The sequence below is a fragment of the Thermomicrobiales bacterium genome, assembly GCA_023954495.1.
Lineage (GTDB): Bacteria > Chloroflexota > Chloroflexia > Thermomicrobiales > CFX8 > JAMLIA01.
Genome location: JAMLIA010000067.1, coordinates 1 through 17,460 on the forward strand (window position 1 = coordinate 1; position 17,460 = coordinate 17,460).

The following is a 17,460-nucleotide window of genomic DNA, read 5'->3' on the forward strand; positions in this document are numbered from 1 at the left end:
GGCGAACGTACCGTCACCGATATCAATGCCGCCCGGCGAGAGGACGGTGCGCCCCCAGCCATCCGTGCCGCCATTGAAGTTGGTGTAATACGCCGCAGCCGCCTCGGGATAGCCCTGTGGCAGCGACGAGTACTTTCGCTCGCTTTGCGGGTCCCAGTAGTTGTCGTCCACATTCCATGGGCCGACATCCCAGACTGGGGCGATCACCGTCTTGCCGTTGTATTCGAGCTTCACCTCGAACTCATTGCCGCCCTGACTGGACAGCACGCAGAAGCACGGCAGCGCGACAAAGTGATCGTTCGGCTGAATGACGTGCCCGTTCGCGGTCGTATAGCCGACCAGTCCCTCCTGGTAGCCATAGACGCGATATGTTGCACCACCGAGGTGCTGGTGCTGGTCGACGTCGTGGACGGCCTGCGGCGCAGCTACCCCTTCCGGAGCATCCTCAGCAGCAGCAGGTCCACCAACAAACGTGGTTAGCAGCAATACAACCGCGGCAACGAACAATCCGCGCCGAGGTCGCACATACCGATCCCCCATGCGATCCTCATTTCTCCGCTTCCCCAAAAACGTGACGAGGTACACACCGATGATTGCAAGATTGGCAACGCTCTCGATGCGCAGCAGCGTAACACGGAACTCTATAACACGACAAGCGTGACTCTGAGGCAAGAAATCGCACTCTCATGACGCATTGTGAGCCAATTGTGATGGAATCATCGCGCAATCCCGCCGCGCAATATCCTGCGTCCGGAGGGAATGGTGAGGCGCATCACGAGTTCGCCTCGTGACACGCAAGTCAAAGGACAGAGGTGCGGATGGCGTCAGGCGCGGGCTGCGCCCTCTGATTCAGACGGCTGCGCGTCACTCGACACGGTCGGTCGTCGCCCGAGCTTGCCGTTCATGACCATCGCCGCCAGGCAGTCGAGAATGGCGTGAACGCCGAGGAGTGCCGTGTTGTCGGAGACGTCGTACGGCGGCGAGACCTCGACGACCTCCATCCCGATCAGGCCCTCTCCGGCAATATTGCGGATCATCTTCAGCGCCTCGCGCGGCAGTAGCCCGCCCGGCATCGGCGTGCCGGTCCCCGGTGCATACGCCGGATCGACCGAGTCGACATCGAACGAGATCCAGACTGCCTTGGCATTCTTCCAGGCGATCTCCAGCGCGTACTCGACGACGCGGTCGGTGCCGTAGCGGTCCACATCATCAATCGTGATGACGGTCGCCTCGCGCTCGCGGGCGACCTTGAGTCCCTCGCGCGATCCGGTCCAGCCGCCGATGCCGATCTGGACGAGGTTCGAAGCGGGTGCATTCGGGATGTTCGTCGCGTGGAAGAACGGCGAGCCGTGCATCCGCTCGTCCATCCCATATTCCGAGAGGTCGGAGTGGCGGTCGAAGTGGATGATGCCGATGTTGCCGTCGATGAATGGCGCGAGTCCGCGAACATCCGGGTAGCCGATCGCGTGGTCGCCGCCGAGGATGATTGGGAAGACTTCGCGTTCAGCCGCATAGGAGACCGCCTTGGCGATCTGGTCAAACGACTTCTCGATGTTTGACGGGATGATGTTGATATCGCCAGCATCGACCATCTTCAGCGCACTGTTCAGGTCAACGCCGCGTTCGGGGTTGTACCCGCTGGCCAGAGCTGACATCTTGCGCATCGCTTGCGGGCCGAAGCGCGTGCCGGGTCGGAATGTCGCGCCGCCATCGTACGGCGCGCCCATGATGACGACATCCTGCCCGCCGAGCTGGCGCATGTCTTCCAGGTGTTCGCCGTTCATGAAGTTGCCCGAGTTGAAGCGCCAGCGGCCACGAGTGAAGAGCGGCATCATGCGGTCGCGAATGCTCTCGGCTGAGGGCAGGCCGTATTCGAGCAGCATCTGCTGACGTTCCTTGTCGGCGGTGTTGTCCATCTCGGCCTCGGCCTGCATGGCCCAGGTGCCCCGCAACTGGTCGTGCCTGATCCGCTCAGCAGTGTCACTCATCGTCAGACCTATCCTCTCGGCTCGCACACTCTCGGCAGACGCAGCCTACACGGGCTGCGGCAGTCTGTGAAGTGATCGCGCGTGCTCAACTGCCAATCGACGTTGAGGCACGATCAGTTTGTGCTGTATCTGCGAGTCCGCGCGCGTAGCGCATCGCCGCGATTGTCCCGGACAGCAACGCCACAGCCAACGCGATCGCGACCGGTCGTGAGCCGAGCGTATCAACCGCGATCCCTGCCAGCAGTGTCGGGATCAGTGCACCGGCATTACCGATCACGCCCTGCGTGGCAAAGACCTGCCCGCGAGCGTCGTCCGGCGCAACCTCCAGCAGCACGGCTCGCGCGCCGACATTGACAATCGCTGAGAAGAACCCCGCCGGGATCGACACTACCATCGTCGTCGCCGTCCGAGTCGAGAGCCCGAGTTGGTCCGCAACGGACGCCAGCGGAATGCCCGCCGTATCGATCAGGTCAGCGACACCATCAATTGCGCCAAACGCGGCGACGGAGAACGCGAAGCAGATCGTCGCTACGATGGCGATGCGTCCGTGCCCCAGCCAACGCCCGAGCGGTGGTGCGACCCGCAGCCCTACGACCAGCCCGATGACTGCCGGAGCAAACACAAAGACCGTGTTGTCGGCCCCGGTGTTCAGCACGTTCTGCAGGTAGGCCGGCACGATCGCCAGCAGCGCGCTCAGCCCGACCGCGATCAGCACGCCATTCGCAAACGCATTGAACGCCCGACCGCTGCTGGTGGCGACCTGCCAGCCGCGTCGCAGATTGAAAGGGATCGTCCGCCCCGCGCTCTCGCGCGGCTTCAGGCGGCCGATGTCGAGCATGAAGATCGCCGCGACGGCGTAACCTGCCGCGCAGATGGCGACGAACGGGCGCGCATCGGGAAGGCGCAGCAGCAGCGGCGCGAGAATCACCATCCCGGCGACCTGCGCCAGCGTGAGCGCCAGGTTGCCCATCGATGTGCCGTCGGCCAGGCGGCTCTCCGGGAGAATGCGCGCCATCACTGCCGCCTCACCCGGCGAATAAAACTGGTGAATCGTCCAGATGCCCAGCGTCACGCCGAAGAGCACCACAAGACTATCCGGCTCACGAATGAGTGGGACAACGACGAGTGCGCGCAGGATGTTCAGCGTCGTCAGCAGCGCCCGTTGCGGCAGGCGATCGGCGGCCCAGCCGCCGATAAGCCCGAACAGCATCGACGGAATGATCGAGCAAATGACGAACAGCGAAGCGTAGATGCTGCGGTCTGTCCGATCGACGATCAGGATCAGCAGTCCATAGAGCAGCGCGGCCTGCGCCGTCTGCGCCACGAGCCGCGAGAACCACCAGGCGCGAAACACATCGTTGTCGAGGAGCCGGAAATCTTCCCGGCCCTCGCTCGGTGTGCCGCCGATGTTGGTAACACTGGTGACTTGTTGAGTGTGGTCGTCAGGCATCCCCACCACCTGCCCGGTCCGAGCGAGTCACCGGGTTGTTGTAACACGAGTCGCTGTCGCGCCCTGCTCCGGATTGACGCAGACGTACAATCGACCATGCTACGAGGCGAGGTGTAGCGCGGTTCGCCGCAAGCCGGAATCGGAGGCCGCGAGTGGGTGAAGCATGGCAGCGCGTCGTCGCCTCCGGCATCGTCGACGGCCCGAATCCACGGTGTAGTGAGCAGCCGTCGCCAGACCTGCTGGAAGGCATCCGCCTGTTCAACGACGGCGAATTCTTCGAGTGCCACGAGGTACTGGAGGATATCTGGCGCGCCGAGCGCGATCCGATCCGTTACCTGTATCAGGGCATCCTCCAGATTGGGGTTGGCTTTCATCACCTGCGCAACGGAAACTATCGCGGTGCGACCTCGCTGCTCTCCTCCGGCATCGCCAAGGTCCACCGCTTCCAGCCAACCTGCCTGACCATCGACACCGAGCGCCTGGCAGTCGAGTCACAACGCTGCCTCGATGACGTGGAGGCGCTTGGACGAGAACTGCTGAGCGACTTCGACTGGTCGCAGGTCCCGACGGTCCACCTTGTGCCGCCGCCGAGGTGAGACGCGTGATGTGTCGAGCACTCTCGTCTGCGTAGGACTGTATCGAACGGGTGGGAGATTTCTCACTGCGGTTCGAAATGACAGGACACGGGGGTGGGTGCCGTGCCTGGCGAGATGGCATTTCTCACAGGTAAAGCTCGCGCATTTGACCGTGTCAGACGGCCCGATCCTTTTGGGGCGGCATCAACTCCCGTAATCTGTAATTTCCAACCGCAGAGAGAAATCTCTCCACCTGTTCGACTCTGTCCGGTGCGGGAACTGAGAAATCAAGTCGAGACGAGTTACCTATACCAGCGGTGACGTCCAGTCACCGCGCATGGCCGCTTCCTTGCCGACTCCACTACAATCACTCAATGCGGTAATGTTCGGCACGTTTCGGCGGGGCGCACCTGGCGCTTTGTCATTGTCGGGGGATCATGTCTACTACGGGTTCCAATCAACAATCATCATCGAACCAGAAGCTGCACCCGTTGGAGCGTGAGCGCCGTGTGCGTGAGCAGATCGCGCAGCTTCGCGAAGGCCCGCCCGAACTGTTGCAGCCGCTGGCGTCCTACGTTGTTTACGAGCTCGGCCGCCGTGTCCGGATGGGCCAGCTCACCTACGACGACATCCACCGCGATGAAGTTCTCGACTCTGCCGTCGCGTCGGCTCTTGGCCGCCTGCAGGAGCAGGGCGAGCCGCTGCGCGACATCTCGTCCTACCTTCGGGCACGCGCGCAGGACACCATCAGTCGCGAGGTGCGCCGGGTTGGTCAGGAACGCCGTCAGCACATTTCGCTGGAGCAAACCGTCATGTCTGGCGAGGACGGTGAAGGTGGCGAGGAGGTTCGCGTTGCCGACCTCATCCCCGATCCGAACGCGCGCGAGCCGGAGCAGGTCGTCGTCGATAACGAAACGCTCGCGTACCTGATCGACATTCTGTCCGATGTCCCCGATCTCTGGCGGACGATCTTTCTGCAGCGCACTGTACAGGAGCGGTCGGCCCGTGAGGTCGCTGAGCTTGAGGGGCTCGATATCGACGAAGTTCGCCGCATCACGCTGCGCACACGTCAGTATCTTCGCGATCGCTACGTCACTGAGTACGACGAACTTTTCGATCTGGACGCCTGACCCCGCGCTTCGTCGTTTCCCCCACGCTAAATGAACAACTGACCATCGCCCGGTAGCCACGCCCATCCTGCCTGCTGCCGCCTGCGTGATTGTCTCCGCATGTCGGCGCAGGTACGATCCTGACGAATAGTGTGGTGGACGATATCGGGGAGGGATACGACGTGAATCGAGGCTGGGTCATTGAGGCAGTGCAACAGATTGAGCGTGATTTTCAGCGCTCAGCGGACACACACTTGCTGCGACTGGAATTGCCGGCCGCACCTGGGGTCGATCTCTACATCAAGGACGAATCGACACATCCTACCGGGAGTCTGAAGCACCGGCTCGCGCGATCATTGTTCCTCTACGGCCTCTGCAATGGCTGGATCGCTGAAGGTACGACGATCATCGAGTCGTCATCGGGCAGCACCGCCGTGTCTGAGGCGTACTTCGCGCGCCTGCTCGGCCTGCCATTCGTTGCCGTCATGCCGCGCGGCACGTCCGCCGCCAAGGTCGCGCAGATCGCGTTCTACGGCGGGCAGTCGCACTTCGTCGACAACCCGGCTGAGATCTACTCCGAGGCGCAGCGGCTCGCTGCCGAGTGCGGCGGCCACAACATGGATCAGTTCACCTACGCCGAACGTGCGACCGACTGGCGCGGCAACAACAACATCGCCGAATCGATGTTCGAGCAGGTCAGCCACGAGCGCCATCCGGTGCCACGCTGGGTCGTGACCGGTGCCGGCACCGGCGGCACCTCCGCGACCATTGGCCGCTTCATCCGCTATCAGGGTCTGGATACGCGCCTCTGCGTCGTCGATCCCGAGAACTCGGTGTTTCTCGACTACTTCGAGCACGGCGACCCGAATGTCACCAGCGCCAAGGGCAGCGGCGTCGAGGGCATCGGGCGTCCGCGCGTGGAACCGTCGTTCGTCCCTGAGGTTGTCGATCGCATGCTGCGCGTGCCGAACGCAGCTTCGTACGCCGGTGTCCGCTTTCTGGAGCAGCACCTTGGCCGGAAGTACGGCGGCTCGACCGGCACCTGTGTCTACGGCGCGATGCAGCTCGCCGCTGAGCTTGTCGCGGCCGGCGAGCATGGCGCGATCATGATGATTGCCGGGGATCCGGGCGAGCGCTACCTCGACACGTACTATAACGATGCCTGGCTGGCTGAGAACGGCCACGACATCGCGCCGTACCTCAGCCAGCTCGCAACCGCCTACGAAACTGGCGGCTGGCCGTCGCTCGAGTCGGGCACCAGCACGTAGCCGACCGCAGGTCTGTTCTCGATCAACGGCGGCTCGCCCAGCTTGTTGCGCAGGCGGTTGAGTGTCACCCGCAAGATGTGGGGCTCGTCCGCGTACTCGGGCCCCCAGACTGCGGTGAGTAGCGCACCGTGGGTGAACACACGGTTCGGGTGCCGCGCCAACTGCAGCAGGAGCCTGAACTCGGTCGGCGTCACACGCACCTCGTCGCCGAAGCGCCAGACGCGCCGATCGACGACAGAGACGGTTAGCGAGCCGGTCTGGATCGTATCTGGCTCGCGTTCGCGTGGTCGTCGTCGCATGACCGACCGCACGCGCGCGAGCAGCTCGTTGACCCGAAAGGGCTTCGTCAGGTAGTCGTCGGCCCCGGCATCGAGTGTCGCGACCAGCGATTCCTCGTTGGTGTCGGCCGTCACGACAACAACCGGCACGTCTCCGGCGGCGCGGATCTGGCTGACCAGCCCGCGCCCCGAACCGTCCGGCAGCATCAGGTCGACGACCAGCAGGTCGGGCAAGCGCTCCGACCAGAGCAGAAAGCCTTCAGCAGCCGTCATCGCGGTGATGACGTTGAACCCGGCCTCGCTCAGGTGGCGGGCGATCAGTGTCTGAATATCGGGATCATCTTCGACGACAAGAACCAGCGTCTGATCTCGTCCGGTGGTGTCGTCCATCACTCATGCTCCTGATCTCGTACCCTCCCCCGCTATTGATGATGCCTGTCCGGAGCCGGTCTGTGCCACTGACGGCAAGAGTAGAATCGAATGTAGCGAACCCGCGTGGATACGCCACGCACCGCGAAAGGTGGGGAGAATGCCTCAGAAATCGGACACGCTCCTCGGCTTGCAGACTCGCCTTCGCCAGCAAGGCCGTCGCCTGACGCCGCAACGTCTGCTTATCCTTGAGTTGCTCTTCTCGCACGGCGATCACATGACGGCAGAAGAGATCTTCACCGCCGCCGAGCGACGTTTCCCCTACATTAATATGTCTACGGTCTACCGGACGCTCGAATTCTTCCGCGATGAGGGCATCGTTACCGAGACGGATCTGGGCAACGGACGACGCCACTTCGCTTTGCTCTCAGACGATCCGCACCACCATCTGATCTGTCTTTCCTGCCAGGCCGTCGAGGAGATTGAGGACTCGTACTTCGACGGTCTGCGCCAGACGCTGCGTCAGCGCAACGGCTTCGAGCCACGCATCGACCATCTGGCGATCTTCGGCTACTGCCGTGGATGCGCCGCGACCGGTCATCGATCCTGATGTACGTCCTTGCGCTCGACATCGGCTCGTCGTCGGTGCGGGCCGCGCTGGTCGACCGCAGCGGCAGCATCGCGCCGGACACCCTGCAGCGCGCCGATCTCGTACTGGCTGCCGACCGGGACGGTGCCTCGACCGTCGATCTCAATCGCCTGCGCGATCTGGCCGAGCACGTCATCGACGCGGCCTTGCAGACGCCGGAGGCCCAGCAGGGCATCGCAGCCGTCGGCGTTAGCACCTTCTGGCACTCGCTGGTTGTACTCGACCGTGCAGGGCGTCCGCTCACGGACGTGCTGACCTGGGCCGACACGCGCTCGGCGGTTGAGGCCAACCTTCTTCGCAGCGCTCTCGATGCCGAAGAAGTTCGCGAGCGAACTGGTTGCCCGCTGCACCCGTCGTATCTGCCGGCCAAGATCCTCTGGCTGCGGTATCACCAGGCCGACCTGCTCAGGAACGCGACGCGGCTCGTCTCCGCTGCTCAGGCGCTGACGCACGTCTGGCTAGGCGCGGATGCCGCGTCGGTGTCGATTGCGTCCGGCTCGGGGCTGTTCAATCGCCGGTCGCTGACGTGGGACGAAGAGATCCTGGCGCATCTCGATGTCTCCCCGAACACTCTGGGCGAGATTGCCGCCGAGCCGGAACTCCTACCGCCCGTACTCGCGAGCTACGCTGAGCGCTGGCCGATGCTCCGCGATGTCCCCTGGCGCGCACCGATCGGCGACGGCGCGGCGTCGAACGTCGGTGTTGGCTGTGTCAGCGCCGACCGACTGGCGCTAACACTCGGCACGTCGGCAGCCATACGCCGCTGCCAAACCGGCGAGCCGGACGCGCCTGTGTCGCCCGGTCTTTGGCGCTACTCGCTCGACCGAGCGCACACCCTGACCGGTGGTGCATTGAGCGAAGGCGGCAACGTCTTCGGCTGGCTCGCCGCGACACTGCAATTGCCAGCACGCGATGAGCTCGAGACGAACCTGCTTGAGCGCACGCCCGGCGAGCACGGCCTGACCGTCTTGCCGTTCTGGGCGGGGGAGCGCTCATTGGGCTGGAATGGCAACGCGACGGCGACCATTCACGGAATGCGATTGAGCACGTCCGCGCTGGATATTGTGCAGGCCAGTCTCGAAGCGGTCGCATATCGTCTCGCGGCGGTCTACGATGCACTTGCCACCGAAGGCGAAACAGTTGTCGCGACTGGTGGAGCATTGCTCAGCTCGCCGGCCTGGCAGCAGATCATTGCCGACAGCCTCGGAGTCCCGCTCGTCGTCGCGGATGTCGAGGAGTCGTCGCTACGCGGTGCGGCGCTGCTGGCCTGGCGAGATGTGTGCGGAGCGGCGTTGACCTGTGATTCGTCGCCGGTGGTCGGCAGGCTGCTGGAACCGCGACAATCGGCGCACGAACGCCACCGCGAGCTGCGGGCGCGCCAGCAATGCCTCTACGAGCGCGACCGGCTGCCGCCGATGGCACGCGAGTCGCGGTAGGGATCGTGTGTTAGCGAGTTCGTCTATTCAGACGATCGGGAGGCGAACATCGGCCGGACCGTAACGGCCGGTCCCCAACATAGGCTTTGAGTTCGACGCAAACGAAACAGAGGGTATGACATGGCCAGGAATCCACTGCAACAGTTGACTGACTACGGCCAGAGCGTCTGGTACGACAATCTCAGCCGGGATCTGGTTGAGAGCGGCGGTTTGCAGGAGCTGATCGACAATTCCGGTGTCGTCGGCATCACCTCGAACCCAACCATCTTTGACAAGGCGATCAGCGGTTCTGATCTCTACGATGAGCAGATCCGCAGGCTCGCCGCCAGCGGACGCTCAACCAGCGATATGTACGACGCCATCGTCATTCAGGACATCCAGTCGGCCGCCGACGTCCTGCGTGCCGTCTACGACCGGCACGACGAGAAGGACGCCGACGGCTTCGTCTCGCTCGAAGTCTCGCCGTCGCTGGCGCACGATACCTCGGCGACGGTGGCCGATGTGCGGCGACTCTACGCCGCGCTGGACCGCCCGAACGTCATGATCAAGATCCCCGGCACGTTCGAGGGCACACCGGCGATCGAGCAGATGCTCTACGAGGGCATCAACATCAACATCACGCTGCTGTTCTCGCTGGATGCCTACCGCAACGTCGCCGAGGCCTACCTGACGGCACTCGAGCGGCGGGTTGAAGAGGGCAAGCCGATCGGGGACATCCACTCGGTTGCGTCGTTCTTCGTCAGCCGCGTTGACACCGAGGCCGACAAGCGTCTGCAGGCGATCATCGACGCCGAGCCGGGCAGCGACCGTGCGAATGAGGCGCAGGCGCTGCAGGGCACGCTAGCCATCGCCAACGCGCGCCTCGCCTATGCCGCGTTCGAGGAGATCTTCACCTCCGAGCGCTTCAAGAAGCTGCAGGAATCGGGTGCACGTGTGCAGCGCCCGCTGTGGGCCAGCACCAGCACCAAGAACCCGGCCTACTCGGACACCCTCTACGTCGATGAGCTGATCGGCCCGGATACCGTGCAGACGCTGGCTCCGGCCTCGATCGAGGCGTTCGGCGACCACGGCCATCTGGCTCGCACCGTCGATCAGGACGTGGACGGAGCGCGCGAGATATTCCGGCGCTTTGAGGCGCTCGGCGTCTCCTACGACGACATCACTGCCACGCTGGTGCGTGAAGGCGTCGCGTCGTTCATGAAGTCGTTCGAGGATCTGCTGCATCATCTGGACGAGAAGCGCAACGCATTCGTCGCTGAGATCGAGCAGGCGCGGCAGGCGTCCATCGGCGCGTTGGCTGGTGCTGTTGACCAGTCGCTCTCGGCGCTCGCCGCTGAGAAGGTCGCGACCCGGCTACAGGATGGCGACGCGAGCCTCTGGGGTGACGACGAGAAGGTACGCGCCTCAGCCTCGACCCGGCTCGGCTGGTTGCCGGTCGTGCAGGCGATGCGTGCAAAAGCCCGGGCGGACCAGTTCTCCGACTTCGCCGCCGAGGTGCGCGAGCGCGGATTCCGCTACGCCGTGCTGCTCGGTATGGGCGGTTCGTCGCTGGCCCCCGACGTCTTCTCGCGGATGTTCGGCGTCGATGCCGGCTTCCCTGAATTGATCGTGCTGGACACGACCAATCCCGGACCGATCGCGCGAGTCGCCGCCGAGATCGGCGACGATGCGATGTTCATTGTCTCGACCAAGTCTGGCACGACCGTCGAGACGATGTCGCTCTACCGCTTCTTCTTCGAGCGCGCCGGCGGCGACGCATCCCGCTTCATCGCCATCACCGACCCGGGCACGCCACTGGAGACGGAGGCGAAGGAACGCGGCTTCTGGCGTGTCTTCGCCAATCCATCGGACATCGGCGGTCGTTACTCCGCCCTCTCCTACTTCGGCCTCGTGCCACTGGCGACGCTCGGCATGGACGTCCTCGATGTCCTCGACCACGCTATGACGATGTTGCCGATCAACGACGAGCAGCACCCCGGCGTCTGGCTGGGCGCGGCGCTCAGCGCGGCGCAGCAGGCCGGGCGGGACAAGCTAACGATCATCGCCGACGACAGCTGGGCACCATTCGCCGATTGGCTCGAGCAACTCATCGCGGAGAGTACTGGCAAGCACGGCACCGGCATCCTGCCGGTCATCGCCGAGTCGCTGGATGATGCCGATCACTACGGCGACGATCGCCTGTTCGTCCATTTCGACGCTGGAGAGAACGGCAAGGCGGCGGCACTGGCGCAGGCGCTGCGCAATGCTGGACAGCCGGTCATCTCGATCGGCGTCGATATCCCGGCTGATCTCAGGCGCGAGTTCGTGCGCTGGAGATCGCGACCGCCATCGCCGGTCGCCGTGCTGAGCATCAACCCGTTCGATGAGCCAAACGTCCAGGAGGCCAAAGACGCCACCAACGCCGTCCTGCGCGGCGAATCGACCGGCAGCCAGCCGCCAACCGACGCGGGCGAAGCCGTCCGTGCTGCGGTCACCGCCGCTGCCGAAGATGGCTACGTCGCCATTCTGGCCTACGTCGATCCGACCGCAGATGTCCGCAACGCGCTGAACGCGCTGCGCAGCGGGATCTGGCGACAGACTGGTCGGCGATCACCGTCGGCGTTGGACCGCGCTATCTCCACTCGACTGGCCAGTTGCACAAGGGCGGTCCGTCGACCGGCTCGTTCCTGCTGCTGGTCCAGCAGCCAGCAAACGACCTCGCGATTCCTGAGGCGGCGTTCACGTTTGGTGAGCTGTTCGCCGCGCAGTCTGCTGGCGATGCCGCGACCATCGCCCGGCTATACCGTTGGCGCTGGTTGATCTCGGTGCCGACGCTGCGACCGGCCTGGCACATGCACTGGCCGATGCGGAGAAGCAGACATCGGCGGCCGACGACTAGATTCAGATTCTTGGTGACTGAAGCACATTGTATGAGGAGGTAGCGTGGATATTGCGATCATCGGGCTGGGCCGCATGGGCGGCAACATGGCGCGACGGCTGCTGCAGGACGGACATCACGTCGTCGTTCACAACCGCAGCCGCGAGCCGATTGACGAGCTGGCCGGCGAGGGTGCCGACCCGGCGTACTCGCTGGAGGAGATGCTCAACAAGCTACCCGAGCCGCGCGCAGTCTGGCTGATGGTCCCGGCCGGTGAGCCGGTCGATTCCACATCGAGCAGCTTGTCCCGATGATGAGCGAGGGCGATGTCGTGATCGACGGCGGCAACTCGCGCTTCACCGACTCCATCGCACGCCACGAGCGTGTGACCGCCCACGGCATCCACTACATGGACGCCGGTACCAGCGGCGGTGTCTGGGGTCTGCAGGTTGGCTACTGCATGATGGTCGGCGGCTCCGACGAGGGCTTCGCGATCATCGAGCCGGCCATCAGGACGCTAGCCCCTGAGGGTGGCTACCTGCACGTCGGCCCGAGTGGAGCTGGCCACTACGTCAAGATGATCCACAACGGCATCGAGTACGCGATGTTGCAGGCGTATGCCGAGGGCTTCGAGATTCTGGAGCGCTCGCGCTACGATCTCGACCTGCACGCCATCGCCGGGATGTGGAACCACGGGTCGGTCATCCGCTCCTGGTTGCTGGAATTGGCCGAGCGCGCGTTCGCCGAGGACCCGCACCTCGAATCAATCCGTGGCTATGTTAACGATTCCGGCGAGGGCCGCTGGACCGTCTTCGAGTCGATCGACACCGATGTCCCGGCACCAACGATCTACCTCGCGCTGGCCGCACGCTTCGCGTCCCGGCAGGACGACCTCTTCGCCAACAAGGTCATCGCCGCTCTCCGTCACCAGTTTGGCGGACACGCCGTCGTTGAGGAATCCGATGCTCCGCCGACCGGCGTCTGAGTCGCAGGCATGTTTCCGGCCCGTATCTTGTAAGGACGATCGATGTCCAACCTGACGCAGACAATCTCTCCCCAGCAGGACCAGCTGCGGAGCAACCCACTCCGCGAGGGACTGCTGATTGAACGCACTCCTGCACCGGCGATCATGGTGATCTTCGGCGCGTCGGGCGATCTGACGCGCCGCAAGCTGATTCCGGCGCTCTACAACCTGGCGCTTGAGCGTCTGCTGCCGATCAGCTTCACCGTCGTCGGCTTCGCGCGCCACGACGAGACCGACGAGTCGTTTCGCTCCAAGATGCGTGACGCCGTCAACGAGTTCTCCCGCCGCACGCCGGTCGACGATGCCGTCTGGGAGTCCTTCAGCCAGGGTCTCTTTTACGTCAAGGGCGACTTCACCAACGCCGACGATTACACCGGTCTGGCAGACCGACTGACGACGCTCGACGGCCAGCGCGGCACGCTCGGCAACCGGATGTATTACCTGGCGACCCCGCCTGACTTCTACGATGACATCATCGAGCAGGTTGGTCAGCACAACCTGAACGACGGCCCGGATGGCTCGTGGCAACGGATCATCGTCGAGAAGCCGTTCGGCCACGATCTCGATTCCGCCGACCATCTCAACAAAGTCGTTAACAACGTCTTCGACGAACGCGATGTCTTCCGCATCGACCACTATCTCGGCAAAGAGACCGTTCAGAACATCATCGCATTCCGCTTTGCCAACGGCGTCTGGGAGCCGCTCTGGAACCGGCAGTACGTCGACCACGTCCAGATTACCGTCGCCGAGTCGATCGGCATCGAATCGCGCGGCGGCTATTACGACGAGACCGGCGCGCTGCGCGACATGATGCAGAACCATCTGATGCAGTTGCTGACGATGGTCGCGATGGAGCCACCGGTTGCGCTCACCGCCGACCCGGTCCGCGATGAGAAGGTCAAGGTTCTCCACGCCGTCCGGCCGATCGACCCGCGCCATGTCGAGGAATTCACCGTCCGTGGCCAGTACAAATCCGGCTACTCAGACGGCGAAGCGGTGCCCGGCTACCGCGCCGAGGAGAAGGTCGATCCACACTCGCTGACCGAGACCTTCGTCGCGCTCAAGCTGTTTATCGACAACTGGCGCTGGGCCGGTGTGCCGTTCTATCTGCGGACCGGCAAGCGCATGCCGCGACGAGTCAGCGAGATCGCGATCCAGTTCAAGCGCGCCCCACACCTGCTGTTCAACGCTGACGTAGCCGAGGAGCTGGAGCCGAATGTGCTGGCGCTCGGCATTCAGCCGAACGAAGGTATCGCCCTGACCTTTGGTGTCAAGGTCCCCGGGCCGATGATGAATCTGCGCTCAGTGCACATGGGCTTTGAGTACGGGACCGCGTTTAACGTCCAGTCTCCCGACGCTTACGAGCGGCTACTGCTGGATGCGATGCTCGGCGACGGCACACTCTTCACCCGGCGTGACGAGGTCGCCGCTGCCTGGAACATCATGACGCAGGTGCGTGCCGGCTGGGAACGGCAGACAGTCGACGAGATTCCCACCTACGAGGCCGGATCGTGGGGACCGGATGAAGCAGGCCAACTCCTGAAGAAGGACGGTCGTGCATGGCGGGAGCCGTAGTGCGATGAGTGCGCCACAAACACACCGAATCAGTATCACGGCCGATGGCCAGCGGGTCGTAACGGTCGATCAGATTGTCAACGAGCTCTCGCGCGTCTGGACCGATATCTCGACCGAGGTCGAGCAGCAGACCGGCGAGATCCCGCTGCGGACGAGCATCCTGACGCTCATTATCATCGCCAGCGGCGAATCGCAGATTCGCATGGCTCACGAGACGCTACACGAACTGGTCGAGCAGTTGCCGTCGCGGGTGATCGTCGTCGAGATCGGACCGGAAGGCACCGACTTTGACGCCAACGTCGCCGGCCATTGCCGCCTGCACAGCGGACCGCGCACGCCCTGCTACGAAGTGATCGAGCTGCACACGCCGCCCGACAAGATCAAGGCGGTCCCCAGCTTGCTGGCGCAGCTTGAGCTGTCCGGCATTCCGTGCGCGATGTGGTGGGTTGGACAGGTCGATTTCGAGGCCGACGAGTTCAAACGCCTGGCCGACACAGCCGACCGCGTCATCATCGACTCGTCGCGCTTCGACTCGGCGCTCGACACGTTCGCGTCGTTCGATAGCTTCCTGCGCCATGATGAGTCCGTCTGCACCGGCACCGACCTCGCCTGGGCACGGGTTGTTCGCTGGCGCGAGGCCATCGCGCAGGCATTCGATCACCCAGAAACGATCGAGCTGCTCTCGGCGATTGAGACGGTCGAGATCGGCTTCGATTCGACTGCCGAAGCGCAGGCGTTGCTGCTACTCGGCTGGCTCGCCTCGCGGCTGCAATGGTCGCTCGATCGTGTCGACCGCGAGGGAACCACACTGCATGTCCGCGCACGCAACGCATCCGGCGGTCCGATCGATGTCCATCTGCTGCGGCAGTCGAGCACCGGCGTCGGGCTGCGTTCAGTGCGCATTCTGGCGCGCGAGAAAGAGCGCAACGCCCGCATCACGGTCCGGGTCCGTGCCGAGAACATCCTCGTGACGTCGGTCGAGTGGCCGGGTGTCCCACGGCAGGACCGCGTCGACCGCCTGCCTGCCCCGCGCCTCAGCGACCTGATCGGTCAGGAGTTGCTGGTGCGCTCGCATGATGAGCAGTACCACGAGGCGCTGGCATTCGTCGTGTCTGTTGTCGCCGAGCTAGGGAGATCGCATGAAGCTGCAAGCTGAGCAGGCCGCACGCGCGCCGGAGGTGCAGGTCTTCGAGACCGTCGAGGCAGCGCAAGAGGCCGCCGCGCACATCATCGCCGACGCGCTGCGTCCGACGACGACCGGCGAAACATGCAGCATCGCCCTCTCCGGCGGCTCGACGCCGCGCGGCATGCACGAGCACTTGGCAGCGTTGTCCGGCATCGACTGGTCGCGCGTGCAGGTCTTCTGGGGCGACGAGCGAACCGTCCCGCCCGACGACGACCAGAGCAACTACCGCATGGCTGAGAAATCGCTCCTGTCGCGCGTCGAGGTGGATGAGTCGCATATCCATCGCATGCGCGGCGAGATCGATCCGAGCGAAGCTGCGGACGAGTATGAATCCGCGCTGCGCCAGGTCTTTGGCGATCTGCCGACCGGCGAGTTTCCGGCCCTCGATGTCGTCATTCTCGGCATCGGCACCGATGGCCACACCGCGTCGCTCTTCCCGTGCACGGCGGCGCTGGACGAGCGCGAGCGCTGGGCCGTTGCCAACTTCGTCCCACAACAAGATACGTGGCGCATAACTCTCACCTATCCGGTGCTGAACGCCGCGCGTCTGACCGTCTTCCTGGCGACCGGTGCGGAGAAGGTTGGTGCGCTCTATCGCATCTTTTCGCCGACCGTCACCGACCGTCCGCCATCCTGGTATGTCCAGCCAACCGACGGCCGCGTCATCTTCATTCTCGACACGGCCTCGGCTGAGGGTGTCAATCAGGCGCTGGCAGAGGTGAATGCGTCAGGCGAATAGCGGCCGCTCCATCTCCAACTGACGGACGACCTCGCGCCATCCAGTCGCGTGCAGCGCCTGAGTGATTGGTCCGCCGATCGCTTCGTTGAGTAACGACATGGGCTGGTCCGGGTGTTGTTTACCGGCGGCAGCGATAACGGCGCTGATCGCCGCAGCATCAGTCCCGCCGATATCGACGACCTGGACGCCATGAGGGCCGTGTTTCCAGACGATGTACCCGCTGTTGTTGCCGGACGTGCTGGCCAGCGCCTCCATGTCGGAGGTCGGTGCCGATACGCTGGACTCGCGCTGCCAGGCGAGTGGTCTGCCGCCGAGCCCTTCCCGGCTTGACAGCAGCAACATGGGATCGGCAGCATCGACAGCGGTGGATGCCTCAGCCGCAGCCTGCCCTGGCTCGCGCTGATAGACGCCAAGCTCCCGAGTGATGACAAAGCCGCCGCTCTCGTAGACACGGATCGCTGCGGCGTTCGTCGAGATGACCTCCAGCTGTATTCTCGTTGCCCCGGCTGATTGCGCTGCGGCGAGGGTCGCGTCCAGCAGCGGTCCAGCCAGCCGCTTGCCGCGCCACTCCGGTGTGATGCCGAAGCCGCCGATCCACGATCGCTGGTCACGCAGGCCGACCAGCGCCATCCCGACGATTCGATCATCCTCGCGCCAGACCGGCGACAAGTCGAGCCGGATGTCGTTCGTCTCGACGTGCGTCGCCATCCAGTCGCCGTCGACCTGAACGGGCATGACGTAGCCCTGATAGACGCTGTTCATCGCGATGGCGAGTTCGCCAGTGGTTAGATCGGCGGCTGTCTGAATCGTGAACTGCATCAGTCCTGCCCATGCTCTGTTGTCGCGTCACACACAGTAGGCTTTCAACGCCAAAGTGTCGCTTAGCCCGGCGCGGCAGGCAGCTCGTTTTTTCTGTCGTCTAGCGCCCGGAGACGGGTGATGCATATTGTCAGGCGA

The 17,460-nt window shown here is 64.0% G+C and carries 14 protein-coding genes and 1 pseudogene; 10 read left to right on the forward strand and 5 right to left on the reverse strand.

Translation table 11 applies throughout. The features are described 5' to 3' along the window. The 3 genes from M9890_11955 to M9890_11965 all read right to left on the reverse strand — a co-directional run. Window positions 1-540 (reverse strand): hypothetical protein (locus M9890_11955; GenBank protein MCO5177665.1); only part of this gene is annotated, 540 nt, incomplete at its 3' end. Window positions 541-824: 284 nt separating this feature from the next. Further along, entirely contained in the window at window positions 825-1,988 is a 1,164-nt protein-coding gene (locus tag M9890_11960; protein ID MCO5177666.1) for an agmatinase family protein, read from the reverse strand. An 85-nt stretch (window positions 1,989-2,073) separates the two neighbouring features. Then, window positions 2,074-3,438 carry an MFS transporter gene (locus tag M9890_11965; GenBank protein ID MCO5177667.1) on the reverse strand — a complete coding sequence of 455 codons (1,365 nt, stop codon included), beginning with the start codon at window positions 3,436-3,438 and terminating at the stop codon, window positions 2,074-2,076. A gap of 152 nt (window positions 3,439-3,590) precedes the next feature. On the opposite strand from M9890_11965, the gene M9890_11970 reads away from it, so the two are divergent. The 3 genes from M9890_11970 (at window position 3,591) to M9890_11980 (ending at window position 6,390) form a co-directional block, all read left to right on the forward strand. Further along, on the forward strand, window positions 3,591-4,034 hold the full coding sequence (locus M9890_11970; protein MCO5177668.1) for a DUF309 domain-containing protein: 444 nt from the start codon (window positions 3,591-3,593) through the stop codon (window positions 4,032-4,034). Window positions 4,035-4,504: 470 nt separating this feature from the next. Further along, a complete protein-coding gene (locus tag M9890_11975) occupies window positions 4,505-5,143 on the forward strand; it encodes a hypothetical protein (protein ID MCO5177669.1) in 639 nt (212 codons plus the stop codon). Between the two features lie 161 nt (window positions 5,144-5,304). Next, window positions 5,305-6,390 (forward strand): PLP-dependent cysteine synthase family protein, encoded by a 1,086-nt coding sequence (locus tag M9890_11980; protein MCO5177670.1) that lies wholly within the window; start codon window positions 5,305-5,307, stop codon window positions 6,388-6,390. Here the strand turns inward: M9890_11980 and M9890_11985 are convergent. Further along, window positions 6,342-7,058, reverse strand: coding sequence for a response regulator transcription factor (locus M9890_11985; protein ID MCO5177671.1), 717 nt, complete (start codon window positions 7,056-7,058; stop codon window positions 6,342-6,344). The two genes, M9890_11980 and M9890_11985, sit on opposite strands and share 49 nt — an antisense overlap. Before the next feature lie 139 nt (window positions 7,059-7,197). Between M9890_11985 and M9890_11990 the strand changes: the two genes are divergently transcribed. The 7 genes and pseudogenes from M9890_11990 to pgl all read left to right on the forward strand — a co-directional run bounded on the left by M9890_11990 (window position 7,198) and on the right by pgl (window position 16,503). After that, window positions 7,198-7,647 (forward strand): transcriptional repressor, encoded by a 450-nt coding sequence (locus tag M9890_11990; protein ID MCO5177672.1) that lies wholly within the window; start codon window positions 7,198-7,200, stop codon window positions 7,645-7,647. After that, entirely contained in the window at window positions 7,647-9,122 is a 1,476-nt protein-coding gene (locus M9890_11995) for a gluconokinase (GenBank protein MCO5177673.1), read from the forward strand. The genes M9890_11990 and M9890_11995 overlap by 1 nt, the downstream gene beginning before the upstream one ends. Window positions 9,123-9,242: 120 nt before the next feature. After that, window positions 9,243-11,921: a bifunctional transaldolase/phosoglucose isomerase gene (locus M9890_12000; protein ID MCO5177674.1), complete on the forward strand. Its 2,679-nt coding sequence runs from the start codon at window positions 9,243-9,245 to the stop codon at window positions 11,919-11,921. A gap of 165 nt (window positions 11,922-12,086) precedes the next feature. Then, window positions 12,087-12,964 (forward strand): annotated as a pseudogene (gene gnd / locus M9890_12005) (decarboxylating 6-phosphogluconate dehydrogenase). Window positions 12,965-13,006: 42 nt separating this feature from the next. Then, a complete protein-coding gene (zwf, locus tag M9890_12010; GenBank protein ID MCO5177675.1) occupies window positions 13,007-14,578 on the forward strand; it encodes a glucose-6-phosphate dehydrogenase in 1,572 nt (523 codons plus the stop codon). Between the two features lie 4 nt (window positions 14,579-14,582). Beyond that, the gene (locus M9890_12015) at window positions 14,583-15,734 is read left to right on the forward strand and encodes a glucose-6-phosphate dehydrogenase assembly protein OpcA (protein MCO5177676.1); all 1,152 of its coding nucleotides are present in this window, start codon (window positions 14,583-14,585) and stop codon (window positions 15,732-15,734) included. Then, window positions 15,718-16,503, forward strand: coding sequence for a 6-phosphogluconolactonase (pgl, locus tag M9890_12020; GenBank protein MCO5177677.1), 786 nt, complete (start codon window positions 15,718-15,720; stop codon window positions 16,501-16,503). Before M9890_12015 ends, pgl begins: the two co-directional genes overlap by 17 nt. On the opposite strand, the gene M9890_12025 is transcribed toward pgl, so the two are convergent. Next, window positions 16,492-17,322 (reverse strand): GNAT family N-acetyltransferase, encoded by an 831-nt coding sequence (locus M9890_12025; GenBank protein ID MCO5177678.1) that lies wholly within the window; start codon window positions 17,320-17,322, stop codon window positions 16,492-16,494. The two genes, pgl and M9890_12025, sit on opposite strands and share 12 nt — an antisense overlap. Window positions 17,323-17,460 lie beyond the last annotated feature (138 nt).

What these genes read in the sequence shown, in the direction of transcription:
- M9890_12000 (MCO5177674.1), top strand. Translation starts at nt 9,243, where the DNA reads ATGGCCAGGAATCCACTGCAACAGTTGACTGACTACGGCCAGAGCGTC.
- M9890_11990 (MCO5177672.1), top strand. Translation starts at nt 7,198, where the DNA reads ATGCCTCAGAAATCGGACACGCTCCTCGGCTTGCAGACTCGCCTTCGC.
- M9890_11985 (MCO5177671.1), bottom strand. Translation starts at nt 7,058, where the DNA reads ATGGACGACACCACCGGACGAGATCAGACGCTGGTTCTTGTCGTCGAA.
- M9890_11995 (MCO5177673.1), top strand. Translation starts at nt 7,647, where the DNA reads ATGTACGTCCTTGCGCTCGACATCGGCTCGTCGTCGGTGCGGGCCGCG.
- M9890_11965 (MCO5177667.1), bottom strand. Translation starts at nt 3,438, where the DNA reads ATGCCTGACGACCACACTCAACAAGTCACCAGTGTTACCAACATCGGC.
- M9890_12025 (MCO5177678.1), bottom strand. Translation starts at nt 17,322, where the DNA reads ATGCAGTTCACGATTCAGACAGCCGCCGATCTAACCACTGGCGAACTC.
- pgl (MCO5177677.1), top strand. Translation starts at nt 15,718, where the DNA reads ATGAAGCTGCAAGCTGAGCAGGCCGCACGCGCGCCGGAGGTGCAGGTC.
- M9890_11960 (MCO5177666.1), bottom strand. Translation starts at nt 1,988, where the DNA reads ATGAGTGACACTGCTGAGCGGATCAGGCACGACCAGTTGCGGGGCACC.
- M9890_12015 (MCO5177676.1), top strand. Translation starts at nt 14,583, where the DNA reads ATGAGTGCGCCACAAACACACCGAATCAGTATCACGGCCGATGGCCAG.
- zwf (MCO5177675.1), top strand. Translation starts at nt 13,007, where the DNA reads ATGTCCAACCTGACGCAGACAATCTCTCCCCAGCAGGACCAGCTGCGG.